The sequence below is a fragment of the Microbacterium sp. GXF7504 genome, from assembly GCF_054798235.1.
In genome coordinates, this window is record NZ_JBSJZI010000001.1 from 709000 (window position 1) to 730588 (window position 21589).

Sequence of the window (21589 nt, forward strand, 5' to 3'; positions counted from 1 at the left end):
TTATGTCTAAAGTCGGCAAATGCTGGCACACTTTCGACAAGGCTGTCCTGCCAAGTCAGCGTGCCCCGCTGGCGACAACGAAGTCACGAAAGGGATGAAATGCCCCAGCACCCCGTTACCCGACAGCTCCGGTGGACGCTCCTCGCAGCGCCCCTCGCCGGTGCTCTGGTGCTCGCCGGCTGCGCCGGCGGCGGCGACTCCTCCTCCGACAGCGACGCTGCCGAGGAAGGGTTCAGCATCATGGTCGCCGTCGCCAACGACGGCGACGACGCGTACCAGCAGCTCGTCGACGCGTTCACCGAAGAGACCGGCGTCCCGGTCGAGTACATCACCTACCCGTCCGAGGCCTACAACCAGCAGGTCCGCACCCAGCTGCAGGCCGGCACCGCCGCCGACATCATGATCCTCGCGCCGGGCACCGGCCAGGAGATCTCGGTCGTCCCGCTCGCCGAGGAGGGCTTCCTGGAGCCGGTCGAGTCGGCATCGAAGGTCATCCCCGCCGGCACCGAGTCGCAGTACGAGGTCGACGGCAAGCTGTACGCGCAGCCCAACGGCCTCATGCCGGTCGGCTTCGTCTACAACGGCGCCGCGGCCGAGGAGGCCGGGATCGACGAGTTCCCCGCCACCTTCGAGGACCTCATCAAGGAGTGCACCACCGCGCGTGACGCCGGCAAGAGCTTCACCGCCCTCGCCGGTGCCGCCGCCCCGAACACGGGCATGCTCGGCATGAACCTCGCGGCGTCCCGCGTCTACGGCGAGGACCCGGAGTGGAACACCAAGCGCGCCGAGGGCAAGGTCACCTTCGCCGACAGCGCCTGGGTCGACGCCCTCGAGGCCGTCGTCGAGATGAACGACGCCGGGTGCTTCCAGGACGGCGCCGCGGGCAGCGGCTTCGACGCCATCACCAACGGCGTCGTGGGCGGCACCTCGCTCACCGGCATCGTCCCCGGTTCCGCCGCGCTGTCGATGAACGCGGCCAAGGAGGGCGCCGGCATCGTCGTCGAGGCGATCCCCGCCCCCAAGGGTGCGACCGAGACGCTGTACGCGTCGGCCAACTACGCCTTCGCGCTGAACGCCAAGGCCTCCGACGGCGCCAAGGCGTCCGCGAAGAAGTTCCTCGAGTGGATGACCGAGCCGGAGCAGGCGATCCTCTTCGCCGACCTCTACGGCATGGTCCCGATCATCGGCGTGACCGACGACAACCTGCTCGCGGAGTTCCAGCCGATCTCGCAGCTCGTCATGGACGGCAACTACACCGGCATCCCGAACGCCGACTGGCCGAGCGCGGCGGTGTACGACGCGCTGGCGACCGGTGTCCAGGGTCTGCTCACGGGTCAGAAGACCCCGGTGCAGGTGGCCGAGGACATGGACCAGGCCTGGGGCTGATCTCCCCCAGTAACCGATGCGGCCGTCCGGTGATCCCGGGCGGCCGCATCGCATTCCCGCACGACGAGAGGACCCGCCGATGCCCGCCGCACTCCGCTCCGCCGACCTCGGCGACGGCACCTTCCGCAATCCGATCCTCCCGGGCGACCGCCCCGACCCGGCGATCGTGCGGGTGGGCGACGACTTCTACCTGACGCACTCGTCGTTCGACTCGGTGCCGGGCCTCACCATCTGGCACTCGCGCGACCTGGTGAACTGGACGCCGATCGCGAACGCGCTCCCCGAGCCGGCCGGCACCGTGTTCGCGCCCGACTTCGTGCACCACGACGGTCGCTTCTTCCTGTACATCCCGCTCATCCCCGCCGCCTGGTCGGAGCTGACCGCCCCGGAGATCGTCGTGGTCACCGCCGACGACCCGGCCGGGCCCTGGAGCGAGCCGGTGTCCACCGGCATCCGCGGCGCGATCGACCCCGGGCACGGCGTCGACGACGAGGGCCGGCGATGGCTGTTCACGAACGGCATCCGCCGGGCTCCGCTCGACGACGAGGGTCTGCGCGCCACCGGGCCGCTCGAGCACGTCTACGACGGCTGGCGGTACCCCGACGACTGGGTCACCGAGGCGTACGCGCTCGAGGGCCCCAAGCTCTTCCGCCGCGACGGGTGGCACTACCTGGTGAGCGCCGTCGGCGGCACGAGCGGCCCGGCCACCGGGCACATGGTCATCGTCGCCCGCTCCCGCTCGTTGCACGGCCCGTGGGAGAACTCCCCGCACAACCCGGTCACCCGCACCCGGGACGCCTCGGAGGCCTGGTGGTCGCGCGGACACGCGACGATCCTCGACGCCCCCGACGGCAGCTGGTGGATGGTGTCCCACGGTTACGAGAAGGACTACCGCACGCTCGGTCGCCAGATGCTGCTGGAGCCGATCTCGTGGACCGACGACGGCTGGCCCGTCGCCCCGGCGACCGACCTCGGCGCCCCCATCGCGAAGCCGCGGGCCGACGCATCCGCCCTGCCCGTCGACCCGCCGATCGACTGGCGGATGGAGGACGGCGGCCCTTCGGCGCGGACGCGCGTCCGACGGGACGGCGACGGGTTCGTGCTCGCCGCGGCCGGCTCGTCCCCCGCCGATTCCGCCCCGCTGGCGACGCTCGCCGGCGAGCACCGGTATCGGGTCGAGGTCACGCTCACGGCGGACCCCGGCGCGACGGGCGCGCTGCTCCTCTACGTCAACCCGCGGCTCTTCTGCGGCATGGCCTGGGACGGCGAGCGCATGACCAGCTACGCCGGCGGGATCACCACGCACTGGCGCGAGCCCGTGCCCTTCACCGGCCCCATCCGGCTGCGGCTCGAGAACGCCGGGCACATCGTCACCGGCTGGTACGCCGGGGCGGACGGCGAGTGGCACCGGCACGGGGTGCGCTACGACACCTCCGGCTACCACGCCGCCACCGTGCAGGACCTCAAGTCGCTGCGTCCCGCACTCGGCGCGTTCGGCGACGGCGAGGTGCGGTTCACCGACCTGCGGTACACGGCCCTGGAGGAGGACGCACGATGACCCCCCGAGGAACTGCTCGCCGCGATGACGCCGGCGGAGAAGCTCGCGCAGCTGCAGATCATCTGGCGTCGCGACGACGCGGATGCGGCCGAGCTCGCCCGCCGCGGGATCGGCGCGCTCTTCTGGCCGCAGAGCGCCGCCTGCACGAACGCGCTGCAGCGCGTCGCGGTGGAGGAGAGCCGCCTCGGCATCCCGCTGCTCATCGGCCTGGACGTGGTGCACGGGCAGTTCACGATCTTCCCCACCCCGCTCGCGCAGGCCGCGTCCTTCGACCCGGCGGTCGCCGTCGCCGACGCCCGCGTCTCGGCCGCCGAGGCGCGCTCCGGCGGGGTCACCTGGACGTTCTCCCCCATGGTCGACGTCACCCGCGACCCGCGCTGGGGCCGGGTGGTCGAGGGCTTCGGCGAGGACCCGCTCGTGTCGGGCGTCTTCGGCGCCGCGAAGGTCGCCGGCTATCAGGGCGACGACCTCGCCGCGCCCGATGCGATCGCCGCCTGCCTGAAGCACTTCGTCGCGTACGGCGCAGCCGAGGGCGGACGCGACTACAACACCGCCGACATGTCGCGGCAGCGGCTGCGCGAGGTGTACCTCGAGCCCTTCCGCGCCGGCGTCGAGGCGGGCGCCGCGAGCGTCATGGCGAGCTTCAACACCCTCAACGGCACCCCCATGCACGCGAACCGGCGGCTGCTCACCGACGTGCTGAAGACCGAGTACGGGTTCACCGGCCCGATCGTCGCCGACGCGGAGGGCGTCGCCCAGCTCGTGCCGCACGGGGTCGCCGCCGACGAGGTCGACGCGGTCGTGCGGTCGGTCGGCGCAGGCCTCGACGTCGTCATGGGCGGCGTCCCCCTCTCCGACCCGGATGCGGCCGCCGCGGTCCTGGAACGGCTCGATCCGGCACGGGTCGACGACGCGGTGCTCCGGATGCTGCGGCTCAAGGAACGGCTCGGCCTCTTCGAGCGGCCCTACGTCGACGAGGCCGCCGAGCGCACCGCGCCGACGCCGGAGACGCTCGTCACCGCGCGCGAGGCCGCGGAGCGCTGCCCGGTGCTGCTGCAGAACGCGCACCGGCGGCTCCCCCTCCCGGCATCGGGCGCCCGCGTGCTCCTCACCGGACCGTTCGCGGACTCCACGGACCACCTCGGCGCCTGGGTGCAGCACTTCGCCGCGCCCGCCGGCTCCCTCGCGGACGCCCTCCGCTCCCGTCTTCCGGAACTCGACTGGGTCGTCGACCCGGCGATCGACCCGGTCCGTCCGAGCGCCGACGGCGTCGCCCGGGCGGCCCGGCTGGCAACCGACTGCGACCTCGTCGTGGTGGCCGCCGGCGAACCGAGCACCCTCTCCGGCGAGGCGGCCTCCCGCAGCGACATCCGCCTTCCCGGCGACCAGGAGGCCCTCATCCGCGCCCTCGCCGCCACCGGCGTCCCGGTCGTGGTGCTGCTGGCGACCGGGCGACCGCTCGTCGTCGAGGACTGGGTGGACGAGGTCGACGGGCTGCTCGTCACCTGGCACCTCGGCACGCAGGGGCCCGAGGCGATCGCGCGCGTGCTCGCCGGCGACGTGAGTCCGGCGGGGCGTCTGCCGATGTCGTTCCCCCGCAGCGTCGGGCAGATCCCGGTGCACCACGACGCCCTCCCCACGGGACGCCCGGCGCGCACCGGCGGGTCCCTCACCGCGGAGCGGGTGGACGTCGGCCTCAACGGCCCCGACAACCTCGACGACGTCTACACGTCGAAGTACCTCGACCTGCCGCTCGGCCCCCGCTTCGCGTTCGGCGAGGGTCTGTCGTACACGACCTTCGAGCTGACGGACCTGCGCCTGGACCGCACGGAGCTCCCGGTGGACGAACTGCGCGCAGGCGGCACGTTCACCGCCACCGTGACCGTGACGAACACCGGTGACCGGGATGCGGACGACGTGCTGCAGCTGTTCGTGCGCATGCCGGTCTCGTCGCTGTCGCATCCGGTCCGTCGACTCGCGGCGTTCGGGCGGGTGCACGTCCCCGCCGGGTCGTCGCGCACGGTCGCGCTCTCCGCCGATGCGCGGACGCTCTTCCGCATCGACGACGACGAGCGTCAGGTGTTCGAAACCGGACGGCTCGAAGTCGCCGTCACCGACGGGACGACGACCCTGCAGGATGCGGTGACGCTCACCGTCCGGTGAGCCACGCCCGCATCCGCTCGAGGGTGCGCAGCGCGTCGTCCGCGCCGGGCCGGTCGATGTGCGCGTGCGCGGCGCCCGGCTCGCAGTACAGCTCGACCTCGCGGCCTGCGGCCTCGAGCGTGCGGGCGAAGGCCTCGCCCGAGGGGCGGAGGTCGTCGTGTTCGCAGACCACGATGAGCGTCGGCGGGAACCCGGCGCCGTCGCCCATGCCGGCGAACGCGAGCGGGTCGCGGAGGGCGGCCTCGGAGCCGGCGTAGTTCAGGGCGAGCTGCCCGTGCGGGGAGTCGAGGTCGAGCTCCGCGTTCGCGGCGGGGCCGTTCGGGTGCAGCACCGGGTAGACGAGCACCGCGCGGGCCGGGAGCGCGTCGGGCGTGGCGGTGAGCCGCTGCAGGAGTCCTCCCGCGAGCGCGCCGCCGGCACTCGCACCGCCCAGGCACAGCCGGGCGGCGGGCACACCGGTACGGGTCTCGACCTCGGCCCGGGCGTACGCCCAGGCGGCGGCGACGTCGTGCGCGGGGGCGGGATGGTGCACGCCGCCGAGGCACTTGCGGTAGTCGACCGAGAGCACCGGGACACCGCGGGCGGCGAGCTCGAGCGACACCCAGTTGGCCTCCGGCATGTCCAGGTGGCCGCCGATGAACGCACCGCCGTGGATCCACACGAACGCGGGACCCGCGACCTCGGCCGTCGGGTCCAGGTACCAGCGCGCGGCGACCGGGCCGTCGACGGTGGGGATCGCGACGTCGTCGCACCGGACCGCCGCGAGGTGCGGGAACCGCTGCCGCAGCGAGGCGGTGTCGATGTCCGTCCGGGGGTCGGCGGGCTCACCGTGCTCGGCGAGCCACGCCAACGCCTCGGGCACCGGCATCCGTCGGAACGGGGGCAGGTCGTCGTCGGCGGCCATGATCGCTTCCTCTCGTGCCGGCGCGGGTCAGCCCTGCGCGAGCCCGCGCATGGTGGCGCGGATGAGGTCGTGCTGCTTGCGCACCAGCAGGAGCGGGTCGACCTCGCCGAGCTCGGCGAAGGCGTGCCCCTCCCACTCGCTCGACCAGTAGCCGCGGTAGCCGCCCTCGACGAACACGCGCACGTGCTCCGGGTAGTCGATCGCGGGCTCCTGCCCCTGCTCGTCGATGTCGTAGAACTTCGCGTGCACGTGCATGATCTGCGGCATGATGTCGGCCCATTCGCGCGGGTCGACGTGGCCGTGCATGTTGAACGCGAGGTGCGCGAACGAACCCAGGCGGCCCGGGTCGAAGTCGCGCCCGCGGAGGTAGCCGATGAACTCCTCCTGACGCTCCCGCATCGACGCGTCGGTGGCCCAGATGCGCTGCAGTTCCGCGACCGCATCCGCATCCAGCCCGGCGCGGGAGACCGCACGCAGGAGCGTCGGCGACATGGCGTGCATGGTCGAGGAGAAGTCTGCGACGAAGCCGAGGAGCGGCGAGCCGAGCTCGTCGTACACCTCGCGCACCTTCATGATCTCGGGCGCGTTCGGGCCCATGGGCGCGTGGATCTCGTAGGCGAGCTTGAGCTCGAGCTCCTCGGCGACCGGGAGCAGGCGGCGCAGCAGCTCGGGCTTGGCCGACTGGATGCGCACGAGCGGGAAACCGAGCTGCTTCGCACCGCGGAAGAGCAGCTCGCTGACCTCGAACTCCTCGTCCGGGGTCATGTCGCGGTCGCGGCGCCGGCCCATGTCGAGGTTGGCGCCGAAGGAGCTCGCGTCGAAGCCGTGGCGGTCGAACGCCGCGCGCCACTTGCGCCCGAACCCGTCGGTGACGACGGGGTAGGTCGGCACCATCTGCGAGGCGACGATCTCGATGCCGGGGCCGATGCCGAGCTCGGCGACCCGGTCGAGCAGCCCGTCGAAGTCGAACCACCCGGCACGGAACTCGGCGCTCGCGGAGTAGAGCGTGAGACCGAGCTTGAAGGGGTCCTCCTCGGTGGCGGCCGGGGCCGGCGGCACGTCGGTGACCATGATGGGCACCTCGGCGTCGCGATCGGTCACCGTGAGGGTCTTCACGTCGCGGACGACGTTGGGCACGTACATCCCGGGGCCGCCGTCGGTGCCCGGCATGATCTGCATGTAGGGCAGGCGGAGCTGGCCGAACAGGGTCACCTCGTGCGTCTCACCGAGCGCGAACGGCTCGGCCCGGCGCACCACGAGGAGCGGGTGCTGCTGCAGGTACCAGAGCACGTCGTGCTGCGCCTGCAGCTCGTCGAGCCGGTACCGGGTGCCCTGGAGCTCGAAGACGATGTCGTCGGCGGGCACCTGCTCGCCGTCGACCGTGAGCTCGAGGCTCGTGACGCTCGAGAGCCAGAGGCTGCGGTACCACGGGATGGTGAGCCGCAGGGCGTAGCCCTCCGGGTGGATGCGGAGGCTGTCGTCGTGGATGAGTCCGTTGGGCATGGCGGCGTCGTTCCTTCGCAGGGTCAGAGGGTCGAGGCGATGCGGCGCATCACGGTGTGCTGTCGGCGGACCTGCTCGATCGCGCGCCACGGCTCCCGCTCTCCCTCGTATTCGCTGGAGAGGTAACCGGTGTAGCCGGCCGCGGCGAGGCCGCGCAGCACCGGCTCCCACGGGATCTGCTGGTCGTGCAGGTGCTCGTCGATGTCGTGGAACTTCGCCTGCACGAACACGACGTACTCGGCGATCTCGGCGATGTCGGCCGGGTCGACGCCGATGCCGTCGAGGAACGCCGGACGCTCGCCGGGCAGCTCGCCCGGGCGCAGCGGCAACGGGCGGTCCTGGAAGATGCCGGTGTCCAGCAGCAGCCCGAAGTGCTGCGTGCCGGTGCGGCGGATGAGCTCGACATAGTCCTCGACCACCTGGTGCTTGATCGGGGTCGGCGAGTGGATCTCGGGGCAGATGACCACGTCGAGGTCGGCGGCGAGCTCCAGCGAGCGCTCGACCGCCTCGTTCCAGATCGGATGCGGCACGAGGTCGCCCGAGACGACACCGATCTTCGGCCGCACGAAGCGGAACCCGAGGGTCTTGGCGAGCCGCAGGTCGCGCTGCAGCATCGCCGCGCCCTCCTGCGCCGTCAGGTCGCGGGCGGCCAGGCCGCTCGAGTGCAGCCGGGTGTCGATCCACGAGCCGTAGTTGGTGGGTTCGAGCCGGTAGTGCTCCAGGAGCCGGAACCAGCCGTCGATCCACGCGGTCGAGGGCTCCGGGTAGCCGGGGATGTGCCCCTCGCCGAGGATCTCGACGCCGGTCGCGCCGATGTCGGCGATGCCGGCCAGCGCGGTCTCCAGGTCCATCACGGTGCCGAAGTCGTGCATGTAGCTGTAGAGGCTCACGCCGTACCGGAACGGGCCGCCGTCCGTCTCGGGCGAGAGTGTGAGGTGCCGGGTGCTGCGGTAGGTCGAGGGCTGGTGCTCGAGCGGGATGTACGACATCCGCAGGCGCAGTTCGACGGAGACCTCGTGCACGCCGTCCGGCAGCCCGCCGGCGAACGGCACGGTGACGATCGCCGCCTCCTCGAGGGGCCAGCGGACACCGTCGGACTCCCAGAGCTGGGCGAGCGTGTACGTCCGACCGCCGAGCGTCCACAGCGGCACCTCCGGCCCGACCTCGACGAGGTCGCCGACGCGGACCGAGACCCCGTCGATGAGGGATGCGGCCATGCCGCGGTACGACGGCATCCGCAGCCGCAGCTGGAAGCCGGTCACCGTGTCGCCGGAGCGGACGTTCCGGAAGCCCACGGACTGGATCAGTTCACGCTCGAGAAGCATCTGTGCTCACCTTGTGTTCGTCGCCCGCCGCGCCTGCGCGCCGGGCCGCTCCCACCGATGCTATCCGCAATTGCCTACTTGTGACAAAAGTAAGAGACATTCTCTCGAAAGGCGCTCGCCCGCCGGATGAAAGCCGGCGCCGGCCACCCCGCCCGGCCGGATAGCCTGAACCGATGCCCCGGAGCGACGACCACGACAGACGGAACCGCCTCACCCGGATGCCGAACCAGGGGGCGATCGTGGCCGTGCTCGCCGCAGCCGGCCTCGCGTCCTCCTTCATGTTCACACTCGTGGTGCCCATCCAGGCGCAGCTGCCGGAGCTCCTCCACGCGAGCCGCGACGACACGGCCTGGGTCATCACCTCGACGCTGCTCGCGGCCGCCGTCATCACCCCCATCGCGGGCCGCCTCGGCGACATGTACGGCAAGCGGCGCATCGTGCTGGTCCTCCTCGGACTCCTCGTGGCCGGATCCGTGCTCGCGGCGGTCTCCACCTCGATCGTCCCCATGATCATCGGTCGCACCCTCCAGGGCGCGATGTCCGGCGTCATCCCGCTCGGCATCTCCATCCTCCGCGACGTCCTGCACGAGAAGCGGGTCGACGCCGCCGTGGCGCTCATCAGTGCCACGCTCGGGGTGGGCGGCGCGATCGGCATGCCGGTGAGCGCGCTGGTGACCCAGTACCTCAACTGGCACATGCTGTTCTGGATGTCGGCGGCGATGGGCGCCATCGTGTTCGTGCTCGTGCTGTGGCTCGTCCCGGTGAGCGTCCTGCGGTCGGGCGGACGGTTCGACGTGGTCGGTGCGGTCGGGCTCAGCGTCGGTCTCGTCGGCATCCTGCTGGCGATCTCCCGGGGCAACGAGTGGGGCTGGACGTCGCCGGCGACCCTCGGCTGCGCGATCGGCGGTGTCGTGGTGCTGCTCGTGTGGGGCGTGTACCAGCTGCGCGTCCCGACGCCGCTGCTCGACCTGCGCGTCGCCGCGCGCCCGGCGGTGCTGCTCACGAACCTCGCTTCCGTGGCGATCGGCTTCGGCCTCTTCGCCTCGAGCGTCGCGTACCCGCAGATCCTCGAGCTCCCCGTCGCATCCGGCGCGGGGCTCGGCCTCACCATCGTCGAGGCGGCGTTCGTCGTGATGCCCTCCGGCCTGGTGATGATGGTGCTCTCGCCGTTCTCCGGCAAGCTCGCCTCGACCGTGGGCCCGAAACTCCTGCTCGTCCTCGGGTCGGTCGCGCTCGTGGTCGCCTACGGCATCTCGCTGTGGTCGACCGCGGAGGTGTGGCACATCCTCGTGGCGAACCTGTTCGTCGGCGTCGGCATCGGCTTCGGCTACGCTTCCATGCCCATGCTCATCATGCGCTCGGTGCCGCAGAGCGAGACCGGCGCGTCCAACGGCCTCAACACCCTCTTCCGCTCGCTCGGCACGAGCAGCGCGTCGGCGATCGTCGGCGCCGTGCTGGCCGGGTACACGATCGACCTCGACGGCGTCGCCGTCCCCTCCGCGGAGGGGTTCCAGGTCGCGTTCGTCTGGGGCATGGGCGCGGCGGTCGTCGCACTCGTCATCGCCCTGTGCCTGCCCCGGCGCCGCGACCCGCACGAGCTGCACCCTTCTCTCCCGCACTGAGCGCCGGCGCGCGATGCATGCCATCGTGCCGCCGCCGTTGTCCTGGCGGGACGGCGCGCCATAGCGTCGAAGGCATGCCGACGACGCCGTTGCCCACCGCATCCGAACTCTTCTCCCTGGACGGGACCGTCGCGATCGTGACCGGGGCGACCTCGGGCATCGGCCTGGCGACCGCACGGATGCTGGCGTCGGCCGGCGCGCGGACGGTGCTCACCGGGCTCGCCGCCGACGACCCCGAGGGCCTCGCGGGGGAGCTCGCCGCATCCGGGCTCCCGGTCAGCGGCCGCGCCTGCGACATGCGCTCCGCCGACGACATCGCCGCGCTCGTCGACGACACCGCGGCGCGGTTCGGACGGATCGACACCCTGTTCGCGAACGCGGGCCTCTCCACCGAGGACCACCCGATCCCCGGGCTCGACCGCGAGGCGCAGCTCGACCTCATGCTCGACGTGCACGTGCGCGGCAACCTGCGACTCACCGACCGGGTGCTGCCGGTCATGGCCGAGGGCGGTGGCGGGTCGGTCGTCGTGATGTCGAGCCTCGCGGGGCTCCGCGGCAGCCGGAACGTGCCGATGTACGGCATCACCAAGGCCGCGGCGGCCCAGCTCGCCCGCAACATCGCCGTCGCGTGGGGGCCGCGCGGCATCCGGGCCAACGCGATCGCACCGGGCGTGATCGAGACCCGGTTCGCCGAGAGCATCACGAAGGGCGAGCTGCGGGAGGCACGGATGCAGAAGGCGCCGCTGCACCGCTTCGGACGCGTGGAAGAGGTCGCCGGGACCGTGCTGTACCTCGCCTCGGCCGCCGGCGCGCACACCACCGGCCAGACGATCGCGATCGACGGCGGGGCGCTGATCAGTGACTAGGACGCTGCAACTGCGGCGCTACGAGCTGGTGCCCGGCGGCGGCGCCGAGTTCGTCGCCTGGTGGGCGCCCCGCATCCCGCAGGTGCGCGCCGCCCACGGGTTCCGCGTGGTCTCGGCGGTGCTGCACGACGCCGGCGACGAGTTCACCTGGACGGTCGCATACGACGGTGACGAGGCGGCGTTCCGCGCGGCCGAGGAACGCTACGTGCAGGACCCGCGACGGATCGCCGCGTTCGAGGTGGCACCGCCGCTGCGGCGCCAGCACCTCGCGTTCGTAACCGAGGTGCCGTTCGGCGCCGCGGGTCCGTGACCGGATCAGGTGATTCGGCCTGAGGCTGCCGCCCAGAACAGGTGATTCGGCCTGAGCAGGCCGTTTCCACCCGCATCCGGCCTGTTCTCGCCGAATCACCTGATCCGGTACACCGGTCGGTCAGACGAACGGCCGCGAGACGTCGACGATGCGCTGCAGGCAGAGGAAGGTCGTGACGGATTCGGCGGCCTCGGACGGCCGCATCCCGAGTTCCACGTCGATGGCCCGGCGGTAGTCGGCCAGCGCCGCGTCGGCCGCCGCCAGCAGCTCGGGCGCGCCGGCCTCGCGCAGCTCGGCGCCCATGAGCTCGGCCGTGCGCCGCAGCGCCGCCGCCAGGGGCTTCCGCGTCTCCTCGGCGGGGCCGCCCTGCTCCGCCATCCGCAGCAGCACGTCGACGAGGTCGCGCAGGAGGAAGCCGGCGCGCTCCATCGCCGCCAGCCGCCGCGCGTTCTCGTCGCTGAGGTCGCGCGCCGTGGCACGACGACCGCGCGGATTGCCCCGGCGGCTCTCGGCGGCCTCCTGCACGTCCTCGCCGACCTCCTCCTCCACCGCGACGATCTCGGAGAGGTCGCGCAGCATCCGCTCCGGGTCGATGGACCGGTCGGCGACACGGTCGGCGGTGCGGGCGAGGAAACCGGCGATCTCGTCGCGCAGCACCGCGAGCCGGCGGCCCGCCCGCCCCACGTACAGCGGCGGGAGGAGCAGGTTCACGAGGATGCCGACGACGACGCCGAACCCCATGGTCACGATGTACGACACCGAGAACCCCTCCGCGTCGCCGCCGCCGAGCAGCAGCACGAAGAGTCCGGCGAGACTCACCCATTCCCGCCCGGATCCGAGCACACGGATGCCGCCGACCAGCACCCCGATCAGGAGCACCAGCGCGAGGGCGACGCCCGGCAGCATCCCCGCCTGCACCACGGCGAGGCCGCCGAGACCGATGAGGATGCCGATCCCGAGTCCGACCACGGTCTCCACGCCCGAGCGGGTCGAGCGGGCGAGCGTCGGATAGATCGTGACGAGCGCCCCGAGGGGTGCGTAGTAGGAGTACTGATCCTCGGCGAAGGGGATGTACGGCGCCAGGTACCAGGCGAGGACGCCCGCGAGCGCGGTCTTCACGGCGAGGAGCGGACGGTGGTGGCCGGCGACGTCGGCCCACGCGGTGCGGAGCGCGCGGCGGATGCGGCCGGGCGCCGCCCCGTCGTTCACGGTGTCGTGCATCCCGACACGGTAGCCGGACGCCCCCGCGCGGCCCCCGGGGGTTGCCCTCACCCGCGCCGGGGGTCGGACGGGCCGCCGGGGGTGGTCGGGGCGCGTTGGACGGCCGTGCCCAGATCAGGTGATTCGGCCTGAGCAGGCCGTTCGCGCCCGCATCCTGCCTGATCTCGCCGAATCACCTGATCCGGTGCGGAGGTCAGACGTGTCGGGGCAGGGGTGCCGGGGCAGGGGTGCGGGGCGCAGGGGGTGAAGGTCGGTAGGTGCCGGAGCAGAGTGCGGCGGCCGCAAGCAGGTCAGACGTGCCGGGCCTCGAGCTCGATGCGGGCGGTGGTCTCCAGCAGGCGCGGCAGGTGGCGCTCGACGAGCGTCTCGGGCGGTTCACCGGATGCGGCCGTCGACACGTTCACGGCGGCGATGACCGAGCCGTCACGGCCGTGGACCGGCGCGGCGATCGATCGCAGTCCCTGCTCCAGCTCGCCGTCGACGAGCGCCCAGCCGCGCTCCCGGACCCGGTCCAGTTCGGCGCGGAGTTCGGCCGGCTCGGTGAGGGTGCGGTCGGTGAGGTGCACGCGCGCGGACGCCGCGAGCACCGCATCCCGCTCGTCGTCCGGGAGTCCCGCCAGCAGCACCCGGCCCATGCTCGTCGCGTACGCCGGGAAGCGGGTGCCGATCGTGATGCGCACGCTCATGATGCGGCGGGTGGGGACGCGCGCGACGTAGACGATGTCGGTGCCGTCGAGCACGGCCGCCGACACCGATTCACCGACCTCGTGCGAGAGCCGCTCCAGGTGCGGTTGCGCGATCTCGGGCAGCGACAGCGACGAGAGGTAGCTGAACCCGAGCTCGAGCACCCGCGGGGTGAGCGTGAAGAGCCGCCCGTCGGTGCGGACGTAGCCGAGCGAGGTCAGCGTGTGCAGGAACCGCCGGGCCGCCGCCCGGGTGAGCTCGGCGCGGCGGGCGACGTCGCTCAGCGACAGTTCCGGATGCTCGGCGTCGAAGGCGCGGATGACGGCGAGCCCCCGCGCGAGCGACTGCACGAACTCGCCGGCCGGCGCAGCATCCGTCTCGTCGCTCATGGATCCATCCTGTCGTGGTGCGCCTGCGTGTCCCACTTTCTGCCGTTTTGAGCCTGCCGAAGCGGCAGAAAGTGGGACATGTTCTGCGGAAAGTGGGACACGGTCGGTCGGCGAGCCGAGGCGGGTCAGCGCTCGGTCGGCGAGCCGAGGCGGGTCAGCGCTCGGTCGGCGAGCCGAGGCGGGTCGGCGCGCGGTCAGCGCGACGGAGCGGCTCGGCGCGCCGAGGCGGGTCAGCGCTCGAGGACGACCGCGAGGCCCTGGCCGACGCCGATGCAGATCGCGGCGACCGCGACACCGCCGCCGCGGCGGGCGAGCTCGTGCGCGGCGTGGCCGAGGATGCGGCCGCCCGAGGCGCCGAGCGGGTGCCCGATCGCGAGCGCACCGCCGTGGGTGTTCACCTTCTCCGGGTCGAGCTCCGGCCAGCCGGCGACGCACGCGAGCGACTGCGACGCGAACGCCTCGTTCAGCTCGACGACGTCGACGTCGGCCCAGGTCTTGCCGGCGCGGGCGAGCGCCTTGTTCGCCGCCTCGATCGGCGCGGTCGGGAACAGGTCCGGGTCGACGCCGTGGGCGGCGCGACCGGCGATGCGCGCGAGCGGCTCGCCCGGCAGCGCACCCTCCGCACCGATGAGCACGGCGGAGGCACCGTCGTTGATCGGCGAGGAGTTGCCGGCGGTGACCGTGCCGGCGCCGTCGGACGCGAACAGCGCCTTCAGGTTCGCGAGCTTCTCGACCGAGGTGTCGTCGCGGATGCCCTCGTCGCGGGCGAGCTCGGCACCGGGGACCTGCACGATCTCGCGGTCGTACACGCCGTCGGCCCATGCCTTGGCCGCCAGCCGGTGCGAGCGCACCGCGAACTCGTCCTGCGCCTCGCGGGAGAGGTTCCAGTCGCGGGCGGTCTTCTCGGCCGCCTCGCCGTTGGAGATCGTCCACTCCTTCGGGAGCTTCCGGTTCGTCATCCGCCAGCCGATCGCGGTGTTCCACATCGTCTGGTTGCCGACCGCCGGGAAGGGCTTCGCGGACTTCTCGACGATGTAGGGCGCGCGGCTCATCGACTCGACCCCGCCGGCGAGCACGATGTCCGCATCCCCGGTCTCGACCGCACGGGCGGCCTGGATCGCCGACTCGAGCGACGAGGAGCAGAGGCGGTTCACGGTGACGCCGGTGACGCTCGTCGGGAACCCGGCCAGCAGCGCGCCGAAGCGTGCCACGTTGCGGTTGTCCTCGCCGGCCTGGTTCGCGTCGCCGAAGATGACGTCGTCGATGCGGGCCGGGTCGAGGCCGGTGCGCTCGACGATCGAGCGCATCACGACGGCGGCGAGGTCGTCGGGGCGGACCCCGGCGAGGGCCCCGCCGGCGCGGCCGAACGGGGTGCGGACGGCGTCGTACACGAAGGATGCGGTCATGTCAGTTCCCTCCTCGGGATGCGGTGGCGTCGATCAGGTCGAGGCCGGTGAGTCCGCGCAGGTCGTCCATGGTGTTCTCGCCGAACAGCTCGCGGACCGCGAAGCCGTCGGGGGTGACGTCGAAGACGGCGTGGTCGGTGTAGACGCGGGAGACGCAGCCGACGCCGGTGAGCGGGTAGGTGCACTCGGCGACGAGCTTGGAGTCGCCCTGCCTGGTGAGCAGGTCGGTCATGACGTACACGTCCTTGGCGCCGATGGCGAGGTCCATCGCGCCGCCGATCGCCGGGATCGCGCCGGGCGCGCCGGTGGACCAGTTGGCGAGGTCGCCGTTCTGCGCGACCTGGAACGCGCCGAGCACGCACACGTCGAGGTGTCCGCCGCGCATCATCGCGAACGAGTCGGCGTGGTGGAAGTACGCGGCACCGGCGACCGCGGTCACGGCCTGCTTGCCGGCGTTGATGAGGTCGGGGTCGACCTGTCCAGCATCCGGGGCCGGTCCCATGCCGAGCAGGCCGTTCTCGGTGTGGAGGATGATCTCCTGGTCGGCGGGGAGGAAGTTGGCCACGAGCGTGGGCGCGCCGATGCCGAGGTTCACGTACGAACCCTCGGTGATGTCGGCCGCGATGCGGGCGGCGAGGTCTTCACGGGAGATGCGGGTGGTCATCGGTCCTCCTCCTGCAGGCGGCGACCCTCGAGGTCGACACCGCCGACGAATGCGCCGTCCTGCAGCCAGGCGCGGGAGCCGACCGCGACGACGCGGTCGACGAACAGGCCGGGCGTGACGACGGTCTCGGGGTCGATCGACCCCAGCGGCACGACCTCGTCGACCTGCACGATCGTGGTGGTCGCGGCGGTCGCCATGATGGGTCCGAAGTTGCGGGCGGTCTCGCGGTACACGAGGTTGCCCCAGCGGTCGCCCTGCAGCGCGCTGATGAGCGCGAAATCCGCCTTGATCGGGTATTCGAGCAGGTACGTGCGCCCGTCGATCTCGCGGGTCTCCTTGCCCTCGGCCAGCTGCGTGCCCACCGCGGTCGGGGAGTAGAACCCGCCGATGCCGGCACCGGCGGCGCGGATGCGCTCGGCGAGGTTGCCCTGCGGCACGAGCTCGAGCTCGATCTTGCCGTCGCGGTAGAGACCGTCGAAGACGTAGGAGTCGCTCTGCCGCGGGAACGAGCAGATGATCTTGCGCACGCGGCCGGCGGCGAGGAGCGCGGCGAGGCCGGTGTCGCCGTTGCCGGCGTTGTTGTTGACGATCGTGAGGTCGCCGGCGCCCTGCGCGATGAGCGCGTCGATGAGTTCGACGGGCTGGCCGGCGCGGCCGAAGCCGCCGATCATGACGGTCGCGCCGTCGGTGATTCCCTCGACCGCCGTGGCGACGTCGGGGACGGTCTTGTCGATCACACGCCCTCCTCGGAGTGTTCGCTGTGCGAACGCACGTTCGCATGTAGAACAGTCTACGCGCGCCGCTCGGTGCCCGCAATGGTCGGCGGACGCGCACGGCCGTCCGGCTCGGCACCGCCGCATCCGCCGTTCGCCCCGCGAGTGCGCACCCGTTTCGCGAACGAGCATCCGATCGGGTGCGCACTCACGAAACGGATGCGCGCTCGGGAGTGGAAGCATCCCCGCCGCGAGGGGCGGGGCGGGGCGGGAGCCAGGGTTCATAGGGGACGCAAAGGGGGGAGAAAGGATGCGGCGAGGTCGGGGCGACAGGATGGGTTCGACGACCAGGAGGACCCATGCCCCGCATCCCCGAACCCGACCTCACGCCCGACGGCCCCGCGTACGAGGGGCGGCTGCTGCACCGGGCGGACGAGGAGGTCGTGGATCAGGGCGCCCGCTTCGACATCGGGACGATCCTGTCGCGGCGCGGGCTGCTGAGTGTCGTCGGCCTCGGTGCGGGCGCCGCGCTCCTCGCCGCGTGCAGCCCCAAGGCATCCGCGACGCCGTCGGCCACCGCATCCGCCGACGCCGGGACGGCCACCGGCGCCGGCACGCCGAGCGGTGAGATCCCCGATGAGACCGCAGGGCCGTACCCGGGCGACGGGTCGAACGGCCCGGACGTGCTGTCGCAGTCGGGCGTGGTGCGCAGCGACATCCGCTCGAGCATCGGCGGCGGTGCGACGGCCGACGGCGTGCCGATGCGTCTCGACCTCACGATCCTCGACATGGCGAACGGCGACGCACCGTTCGCCGGGGCCGCCGTCTACGTGTGGCACTGCGACGCGCAGGGCCGCTACTCGATGTACTCGACCGGCGTCGAGGATGCGACCTACCTCCGCGGTGTGCAGGTCGCCGACGCCGCGGGCGTGGTGTCGTTCACCTCGATCATCCCCGCCTGCTACAGCGGCCGCTGGCCGCACGTCCACTTCGAGGTGTACCCGACCCTCGACGACATCACGGATGCGGACAACGCGATCGCGACCTCGCAGGTCGCCCTCCCCCAGGACGTCTGCGATGTCGTCTACGCGCTGCCGGAGTACGACGGGTCGAGCCGGAACCTCTCGCAGGTCTCGCTCACCTCGGACAACGTGTTCGGCGAGGACGGCGGCGCGCTGCAGCTCGCGACGGTGACCGGCGGCCCCGACGCCGGGTACACGGTCGCGCTCACGGCACGCGTCGACACCCGCACCACCCCCACCGGCGGCTCGGCCCCCGGCGGCCGCGGCGGCGGTCCCGGCGGCGGTGGCCCCGGCGGCAACCCGCCTGCGCGCCCCACCTCCCGCTGACCCCGGCTCCCCGCATCCACACACCCGCGCGGTCCCGCATCCCGAGCCCGCACGAGTCCCGAATGCGCACCCGTTTCGCGGGCGAGCATCCGATCGGGTGTGCACTCACGGAACGGATGCGCACTCGCGCGGCCGCGCACCATCCGCCCCGCCCCCGCGCCCACGAACGCCGAGACCACATCCACCCGCCGAGACCACATGCAACTGGATGTGGTCTCGGCGAGAAGATGTGGTCTCGCGCGGGAAACGGGCGCCCGGGTCAGGCCTCGGCGAAGACGTCCTTCGCGATGCGGAACGCGGTGTTCGCGGCGGGGACGCCGCAGTAGATCGCGGACTGCAGGATGACCTCGGTGATCTCGTCGTGCGTGAGGCCGTTGCGGATCGCCGCGCGCAGGTGCATCGCGAGCTCCTCGTGGTGACCGAGGGCGATGAGCGCGGTCAGCACCGCGATCGAGCGGTCACGGCGCGCGAGCCCCGGCCGCGACCAGATGTCACCCCACGCGTAGCGGGTGATGAGGTCCTGGAAGTCGGCCGTCATCGGCACCGTTCCGGCCACGGCGCGGTCGACGTGCGCGTCGCCGAGCACGGCGCGGCGCACCTCCATGCCCTGGTCGTAGCGGGCTTCGTCGGTGAGTCCCTCACCGTCGGGTCGGGTCATGTCGAGACCTTTCAGCGGACCGCGTCGAAGAACGCGATGAGGGCGGATGCGGTGGCGGAGGGCTGCTCCGCCGGGGGCAGGTGCGCCGCATCCTCGATGACGGCGATGGAGCCGTGCGGCACGCCGGACGCGATCTGCTCGGCCTTCGCCTCGGGGGCCACCTGATCGTGGCGTCCCCAGATCGCGTGCACCGGCGGCTGGATCTCACGGAGCCGGTCCTGCACGTCGAAGGTCGCGAGCGCCTCGCAGCACAGGGCGTAGCCCTCGTCGTCCGCATCCTGCAGCACGTGCAGCAGCCGGCCGGACAGCTCGGGCTCGCGCTCGATCGAGCCGGGCGCGAACCACCGCTGCGCGGAACCGATGATGAGCGACGACGTCGACTGCTCCCGCACCTGCCTGGCCCGGTCGTGCCAGGCCTGCGGGTCGCCGAGCTGCGCGCCCGAGGCGACGATCGCGGCCGCCGCGACGAGGTCGGGGTGGCGCAGGGCGAGTTCGAGGCCGGTCGCGCCGCCGAGCGAGACACCGGCGTACAGGATGCGGTCGGCGCCGAGTCCGCGCGCGCCCTCGGCGACCGCGTCGGCGAGCTCCGCCACCGTGAACGGTGCGTCAGGGGCGGCGGAGGCGCCGTGCCCGGGCAGGTCCCAGGCGGTGACGCGGTAGCGCGAGCGCAGGAGCGGCAGCGCGTTCTCCCACAGGATCGACGAGGTGCCCAGCGACGGGCCGAGCACCAGCAGCGGTGCACCGTCGGGGCCGACGGGGTCGGTGAAGGCGATGTCGGGAACGGTCATGCGTCCTCCGGTCGGGGTTCGGTGGGTGCGGGCGCGTCGGTGGCGTCCTCCGGGTACGGCAGCTCCTGCACGAACAGGTCGCGGGCAGCGTCCGCGGGGGCGTCGGCGACCGCGCGGTCGACGATCGTGCCGGCCAGGCCGGTGTAGTTCGCGGGGTCGAGCAGCGCGTCGACGTCGTCGGCGGGGTGCGCGGCGCCGGGGACCCGGTCGACCGCGTGCTCCAGCGCCTCGCGCACGAGCGCGGCGAGGTCGCCGCCGCGCCCGGCCTCACCGACGATGCGGGTGACCTCGTCCTTGCCGAGCACCGGGGTGAGCACGAGCGACAGGCGCTCGGCGACGATGAGCCCGCCGGTGATCGACACGTTGTGGGTGCCCGCCTCGCCGTCGACCCGCAGGCCCTCGACGAGGTCGGCGGCGGTGCCGGTCGCGCCGAGCGCGAGGCGCAGCAGCTCGCGCAGCGTCGGCCATTCGGCGTGCCAGGCGCCGTCGGGTCGCTCGTCGGCGGCGAGGGCGGACGCCAGGTGCAGCGTGGCGGCGAGGTTCGGGGCACGCAGGGCGGCCGAGCGGATGAGCACGGATGCGGCGGGGTTCTGCTTCTGCGGCATGGCGCTCGAGCCGCCGCCGGTGCCCTCGGCGAGTTCGCCGATCTCGGTGCGGCTGAGGGTGGCCACGTCGGTCGCGATCTTGCCGACCGCGTCGACCGCCTGCGTGAGCGCGTCGCCGAGTTCGGTGACCGGCCAGCGGTTCACGTGCCACGGCGCGTCCGGCGCCGCGAGGCCGAGCTCCGCGGCGTACGCGGCGGGGAGGGCAGCGGCGATGTCGGCCGCGCCGATCTCGGTGAACGAGGCGAGGGTGCCGCCGGCGCCGCCGAGCTGCGCGGGCAGCGCGCCGACCGCATCCGCCAGGCGCACGCGGGCGCGGGTGACACCGCGGAGCCACCCGGCCGCACGGGCGCCGACGGTGGTCGGCACGGCGTGCTGCGTGAGGGTGCGGGCGGCCACCACGTCGTCGCGGTGCACGACCGCGAAGCCGGCCAGGCGCACCTCGGTCGCCCGCAGCGTGGCGAGCACCCGCAGGCCCGCGCGGCGCGCGACGAGCATGAGGGCGGAATCCAGGATGTCCTGGCTGGTCGCGCCGCGGTGCACCCAGGTGCGCACGTCGACCGCGACCCGGTCCTTGAGCCGGCCGACGAGCGGGATCACGGGGTTGCCGCCGGCGACGGATGCGGCGCGCACCGCGTCGCGGTCGAGCCACCCGGTCTCGCAGCCACGGCCCGGCCCTTGCCACCCGAGGGCGTTCGAGATCTCGGTCGCGGCGGCATCCGGGGCCACGCCGACCGCGGCCCAGGCGCGCGTGAGCGCCACCTCGGCCGCGACCAGCGCGTCCATGACGGCCGCGTCGGTGACCTCGGCGTCTCGGCCGACGGTCACCGGCGACAGCAGACCTTCGTCGACGGCGGCGATGTGGGCGTCGTCGGGGGAAGGTTCGTCAGAAGGCAAGGAACACGGTCTCCTTCTCGCCCTGCAAGTGGATGTCGTGGATCAGGTCACCCTCGGGCGTTCGCGTCGCCACGAGCGTAGCGCGCTCCTCCGGGGTCAGCGACGCCAGCAGGGGGTCCTGCGCCATGAGCTCGGTGTACTCCGGCAGGTAGATGCGGGTGTGCAGCTTGTTCGGCAGACCGCGGGCGTAGACGATCGCCGCGAAGAACGGCGCCTTGCCGTCGACCGGGCCCGGGTTGCGGGTCCAGAAGTCGTACGCCCCCTCGTCCGTGGTGAACGAACGGCCGAACCCGGTGAAGGTGTGGTCGTCGCGGCGGCGGGCACCGCGCTTGCGCGAGATGGTGCCGTCGGAGTCGGCGCCCCAGATCTCGATGCAGGCGTCCGGGATCGGCTGGCCGGCGCCGTCGTAGATCGTGCCGGAGAGCACCATCGCGCCCTGCGAGTGCGGGAACACGACCTCGTGCATCTTGTCGTACTTCAGCCCGAAGGCGAAGAACGGGCCGATCGTCTGCCCGGCGGAGGGCTCGAGCGTCGGCTCACCCGCGGCGGCGTTGCGGCGGGCTCGGGTCTCGGTGGTCATC

Annotated in this window: 19 protein-coding genes; 7 read left to right on the plus strand and 12 right to left on the minus strand. The window is 72.7% G+C overall.

All coding sequences use genetic code 11. The annotated features are described in order from the left end of the window. The first annotated feature begins 99 nt into the window (after positions 1-99). From ACWAUO_RS03335 to ACWAUO_RS03345, 3 genes are all read left to right on the plus strand, one after another. Positions 100-1386 (plus strand): extracellular solute-binding protein, encoded by a 1287-nt coding sequence (locus ACWAUO_RS03335; protein WP_460773033.1) that lies wholly within the window; start codon positions 100-102, stop codon positions 1384-1386. Between the two features lie 79 nt (positions 1387-1465). Next, entirely contained in the window at positions 1466-2944 is a 1479-nt protein-coding gene (locus ACWAUO_RS03340) for a family 43 glycosylhydrolase (RefSeq protein ID WP_460773035.1), read from the plus strand. A 24-nt stretch (positions 2945-2968) separates the two neighbouring features. Next, positions 2969-5107 carry a glycoside hydrolase family 3 N-terminal domain-containing protein gene (locus ACWAUO_RS03345; protein WP_460773037.1) on the plus strand — a complete coding sequence of 713 codons (2139 nt, stop codon included), beginning with the start codon at positions 2969-2971 and terminating at the stop codon, positions 5105-5107. On the opposite strand, the gene ACWAUO_RS03350 is transcribed toward ACWAUO_RS03345, so the two are convergent. From ACWAUO_RS03350 to ACWAUO_RS03360, 3 genes are read right to left on the minus strand one after another with little or no spacing between them, the layout of a single operon-like run. Beyond that, positions 5094-6011 carry an alpha/beta hydrolase gene (locus ACWAUO_RS03350; RefSeq protein WP_460773038.1) on the minus strand — a complete coding sequence of 306 codons (918 nt, stop codon included), beginning with the start codon at positions 6009-6011 and terminating at the stop codon, positions 5094-5096. The two genes, ACWAUO_RS03345 and ACWAUO_RS03350, sit on opposite strands and share 14 nt — an antisense overlap. 27 nt (positions 6012-6038) lie before the next feature. Then, complete coding sequence (locus tag ACWAUO_RS03355; RefSeq protein ID WP_460773039.1) at positions 6039-7514, minus strand: C-glycoside deglycosidase beta subunit domain-containing protein; 1476 nt, start codon at positions 7512-7514, stop codon at positions 6039-6041. A gap of 23 nt (positions 7515-7537) precedes the next feature. Next, positions 7538-8839: a C-glycoside deglycosidase beta subunit domain-containing protein gene (locus ACWAUO_RS03360; protein ID WP_460773041.1), complete on the minus strand. Its 1302-nt coding sequence runs from the start codon at positions 8837-8839 to the stop codon at positions 7538-7540. Between the two features lie 218 nt (positions 8840-9057). On the opposite strand from ACWAUO_RS03360, the gene ACWAUO_RS03365 reads away from it, so the two are divergent. The 3 genes from ACWAUO_RS03365 to ACWAUO_RS03375 all read left to right on the plus strand — a co-directional run bounded on the left by ACWAUO_RS03365 (position 9058) and on the right by ACWAUO_RS03375 (position 11637). Beyond that, on the plus strand, positions 9058-10461 hold the full coding sequence (locus ACWAUO_RS03365) for an MFS transporter (protein ID WP_460773289.1): 1404 nt from the start codon (positions 9058-9060) through the stop codon (positions 10459-10461). A gap of 74 nt (positions 10462-10535) precedes the next feature. After that, the gene (locus tag ACWAUO_RS03370; protein WP_460773043.1) at positions 10536-11327 is read left to right on the plus strand and encodes an SDR family NAD(P)-dependent oxidoreductase; all 792 of its coding nucleotides are present in this window, start codon (positions 10536-10538) and stop codon (positions 11325-11327) included. Continuing rightward, positions 11320-11637: an NIPSNAP family protein gene (locus tag ACWAUO_RS03375; protein WP_460773045.1), complete on the plus strand. Its 318-nt coding sequence runs from the start codon at positions 11320-11322 to the stop codon at positions 11635-11637. The genes ACWAUO_RS03370 and ACWAUO_RS03375 overlap by 8 nt, the downstream gene beginning before the upstream one ends. A gap of 120 nt (positions 11638-11757) precedes the next feature. On the opposite strand, the gene ACWAUO_RS03380 is transcribed toward ACWAUO_RS03375, so the two are convergent. The 5 genes from ACWAUO_RS03380 to ACWAUO_RS03400 all read right to left on the minus strand — a co-directional run bounded on the left by ACWAUO_RS03380 (position 11758) and on the right by ACWAUO_RS03400 (position 16738). Further along, positions 11758-12858 (minus strand): aromatic acid exporter family protein, encoded by a 1101-nt coding sequence (locus ACWAUO_RS03380; protein WP_460773047.1) that lies wholly within the window; start codon positions 12856-12858, stop codon positions 11758-11760. A gap of 290 nt (positions 12859-13148) precedes the next feature. Next, positions 13149-13931 carry an IclR family transcriptional regulator domain-containing protein gene (locus ACWAUO_RS03385; RefSeq protein WP_460773048.1) on the minus strand — a complete coding sequence of 261 codons (783 nt, stop codon included), beginning with the start codon at positions 13929-13931 and terminating at the stop codon, positions 13149-13151. A gap of 230 nt (positions 13932-14161) precedes the next feature. Further along, entirely contained in the window at positions 14162-15337 is a 1176-nt protein-coding gene (locus ACWAUO_RS03390) for a thiolase family protein (protein WP_460773050.1), read from the minus strand. Position 15338: 1 nt separating this feature from the next. Beyond that, complete coding sequence (locus ACWAUO_RS03395; protein ID WP_460773052.1) at positions 15339-16001, minus strand: 3-oxoacid CoA-transferase subunit B; 663 nt, start codon at positions 15999-16001, stop codon at positions 15339-15341. Then, entirely contained in the window at positions 15998-16738 is a 741-nt protein-coding gene (locus tag ACWAUO_RS03400) for a 3-oxoacid CoA-transferase subunit A (protein ID WP_460773053.1), read from the minus strand. Before ACWAUO_RS03400 ends, ACWAUO_RS03395 begins: the two co-directional genes overlap by 4 nt. A 335-nt stretch (positions 16739-17073) precedes the next feature. Between ACWAUO_RS03400 and ACWAUO_RS03405 the strand changes: the two genes are divergently transcribed. After that, complete coding sequence (locus ACWAUO_RS03405) at positions 17074-18063, plus strand: intradiol ring-cleavage dioxygenase (protein ID WP_460773054.1); 990 nt, start codon at positions 17074-17076, stop codon at positions 18061-18063. A gap of 259 nt (positions 18064-18322) precedes the next feature. On the opposite strand, the gene pcaC is transcribed toward ACWAUO_RS03405, so the two are convergent. The 4 genes from pcaC to pcaG are packed head-to-tail and all read right to left on the minus strand — an operon-like array spanning position 18323 to position 21588. Continuing rightward, positions 18323-18721, minus strand: coding sequence for a 4-carboxymuconolactone decarboxylase (gene pcaC / locus ACWAUO_RS03410; RefSeq protein ID WP_460773056.1), 399 nt, complete (start codon positions 18719-18721; stop codon positions 18323-18325). Positions 18722-18732: 11 nt separating this feature from the next. Next, complete coding sequence (locus ACWAUO_RS03415; RefSeq protein ID WP_460773057.1) at positions 18733-19509, minus strand: alpha/beta fold hydrolase; 777 nt, start codon at positions 19507-19509, stop codon at positions 18733-18735. Continuing rightward, the gene (locus ACWAUO_RS03420; protein WP_460773059.1) at positions 19506-21008 is read right to left on the minus strand and encodes a lyase family protein; all 1503 of its coding nucleotides are present in this window, start codon (positions 21006-21008) and stop codon (positions 19506-19508) included. The genes ACWAUO_RS03415 and ACWAUO_RS03420 overlap by 4 nt, the downstream gene beginning before the upstream one ends. Beyond that, the gene (gene pcaG / locus ACWAUO_RS03425; protein ID WP_460773060.1) at positions 20998-21588 is read right to left on the minus strand and encodes a protocatechuate 3,4-dioxygenase subunit alpha; all 591 of its coding nucleotides are present in this window, start codon (positions 21586-21588) and stop codon (positions 20998-21000) included. The genes ACWAUO_RS03420 and pcaG overlap by 11 nt, the downstream gene beginning before the upstream one ends. Position 21589 lies beyond the last annotated feature (1 nt).